This is a genomic window from Micromonospora sp. NPDC048843, assembly GCF_040649965.1.
GTDB classification, from domain to species: Bacteria; Actinomycetota; Actinomycetes; order Mycobacteriales; family Micromonosporaceae; genus Micromonospora; species Micromonospora hortensis.
This window is the reverse complement of the sequence record NZ_JBEZGJ010000348.1, coordinates 1-2,565: the sequence shown is the minus strand read 5'-3', so window position 1 is coordinate 2,565 and position 2,565 is coordinate 1. Positions and strand designations below refer to the sequence as shown.

The window sequence follows — 2,565 nt, the reverse complement described above, 5'->3', positions numbered from 1 at the left end:
CCGACGCCTACGAGCGGGCCGAGGAGTCGACCACCGACGGCTTCAACTCCTTCCACTCCGCGACCTGAGCCGGCCCGGCGTCCTCTCATGAGCAATATCGAGAAGGAGCACCCCGTGCCGCACGAACTTGAGACGTTCGCCGACGGAACGACCGCTTTCGCCAGCGCCCGCCTGTCGGCCTGGCACCAGCTGGGCACCGTCACCCAGGACACGATGAAGGCCGAGGAGATCATGGCCGCCGCCCGGCTCGGCGACTGGGGCGTACGGACCATCCGCACCGTCGGCATCGACATCGTCAACGGAGTCGAGGTGCAGATCCCCGCCGACGACAAGCGCATGACCGTCCGCCGCAACCCGGTCACCAGCGAAACCGAGTACCTGGGCATCGTCGGAACCGACTACACCGTGGTCCAGAACGAGCAGTGCGCCGAGATGCTCGACCGCCTCGTCGATCAGGTAGGCGGCGCCCACTTCGAGACCGCGGGCAGCCTCCGCCGCGGCAAGTCGGTGTTCGTCACGATGAAGCTGCCCACGGCGATGGAGATCGCCGGAGTCGACCGGCTGGACCTCTACCTGATCGGCACGACCTCGCATGACGGCACCGCCGCCCTGCGGGTGGACGCCAGCCCGATCCGGGTCGTCTGCGCCAACACCCAACGCGCCGCCTTCGCCCACTCTGCCGGGCACTACACGTTCCGGCACACCTCCAACGTCAACTCCCAGATCAGCCAGGCTCGCGAGGCGCTGGGCCTGATGTGGAAGTACATGGAGACCTTCGAGAAGGCCGCCGAGCGGATGCTCCAGACCGAGCTGACCATGCGGGAGTTCGAGAAGGTCGTCGGCCAGGTGTGGCCGGTCAAGGACAACGCGTCCGAGCAGACCCGCAACAACGCCAAGCAGCGCCTCGGCACCCTCAAGTACCTGATCCGCGAGGCCGACACCCAGAAGGCCATCTTCGGCACCCGGTGGGCCGGCTACCAGGCCGTGACCGAGTACCTCGACCACTATCAGCCCGCTAAGAACGAGTTCGCCCGCGCCAACCGGGTGATCACCGGCAACGTCGGCGAGCTGAAGGTGGCCGCCTTCGACCTGCTGAAGGTCTGACCGCGCCTCGGCCCCTCGGGGCGGCGGTCCACTGACCGCTGCCCCGGCCCGCACAGAACGGACACACCCATGGCAGCACCGAGCACCAGGCGGCGCGGATCAGACGAGACGGCTCGCCGATGAATCGCCATATCCGCCACCCCCGCGACCTTCGACAGTCCGTGTGCGGCCTGCCCGCTGCCGACGTTCAGCGGTGGGAGACCGAAGATCCGCCGAGAGTCGAGTCCACCTGCGAAGACTGCTACACCCTGCTCCCCGAAGCCGCCCGACCCGACGACGCCAACCACCCACCCGGAGACCCCACCCTCATCGACACGCTGCGGCGCATCATCGCCGACCGGCAGCACGCCAAGATCGACGGTGTCCTCGTCGACCTGTGGTCGGCCAGCGTCACCATCCTCATCTGGGACCAACTCCGCGACGACAAGCGGCAACAGCTGCTGACCCTGCCGTCACACGAGCTGATCCTGCGCTGCGTCGCGATCTACACCCGCGTCACCGCGATGAAGGACCACCAGTGACCGGCCTCCGCCTACCTCAGTGGTTCCACTTCGGGCCGTGGGTGTTCTCGATCGACACCGCGCAGGCGCTGATCGCGGCGTCGCCCCGCGACACCCGACCCCTTGGACGTGCCGGCGCGGGCCGCCGCATACGGCCTTGCCCATCTCGACAACCCCAACCCGTGGGCAACCAGCCTCATCGGCCCGACCAACACCGCACTCAACCGGACCTACACCATGACCACCGACCTGGCCGAGCCCCTGATCGTGGCGCAGATCAGCGTCAACGAACAGCCGCCCGCCACGCTACTCATCGACGGGACCCACCGCCTCTACCGCGCCTGGCGCGAACACATACCGCGGCTGCCGGCCTACGTGCTCACCGTCGAGGAAACCCGGCAGGTCCAGAACGACCTGCTCCTCGGACCAGGCAGAACCTTCGCCATCCCGCCGTCGAACCCAGGACGGCCTGACACAACCCGATCCCACCGCCTACGCCTCGGAAGCCGCCCCAACGCCGGCGGCGACCGAGGCGTACGCGCATTCACCCCTTGCGGAGGAACCCGTGACGCACACGCCACCGTGGCGCAGGGTCTGCGACTGCCGCTGCATCATCCACTACCGCCTGCCGCGCACCACCTACAACGAGCCCGGCTGCGCCTGCACCATCACCTGCGCCACCCAACCCCTCACACTGCTGGCCCATCAGCAAGGCCGCGCATTCTTCCTCGACCAGGACGGCGACCTCTGGCACGTCCCCGCCATGGCCAACGGCACCTGGGACTGGGACAACGCCACCAAGATCGACACCCGTGCCGACGTCTACGACGCCGGCCTCGTCATCGAGCACCTGCTACGCCAGGCCGCCAACGTCCTCGACACTCGACCAACTCGAAGTTGTCGGCCATCTTCGTCAGGTCGCTGCCGGCCGAGCCGATCTCTTCGGCGGCCACGCCGATGC

General features: G+C 68.0%; 3 protein-coding genes. All 3 read left to right on the top strand.

Translation table 11 applies throughout. From position 1 onward, the window contains the following. Positions 1 to 114 precede the first annotated feature (114 nt). Positions 115 to 1,104 (top strand): DUF932 domain-containing protein, encoded by a 990-nt coding sequence (locus tag AB0C20_RS35935; RefSeq protein WP_357569692.1) that lies wholly within the window; start codon positions 115 to 117, stop codon positions 1,102 to 1,104. A 119-nt stretch (positions 1,105 to 1,223) separates the two neighbouring features. Next, the gene (locus tag AB0C20_RS35930) at positions 1,224 to 1,625 is read left to right on the top strand and encodes a hypothetical protein (protein WP_357569691.1); all 402 of its coding nucleotides are present in this window, start codon (positions 1,224 to 1,226) and stop codon (positions 1,623 to 1,625) included. 544 nt (positions 1,626 to 2,169) lie between these two features. Beyond that, positions 2,170 to 2,565 (top strand): hypothetical protein (locus tag AB0C20_RS35925; RefSeq protein ID WP_357569690.1); only part of this gene is annotated, 396 nt, incomplete at its 3' end.

What these genes read in the sequence shown, in the direction of transcription:
- AB0C20_RS35930 (WP_357569691.1), top strand. Translation starts at nt 1,224, where the DNA reads ATGAATCGCCATATCCGCCACCCCCGCGACCTTCGACAGTCCGTGTGC.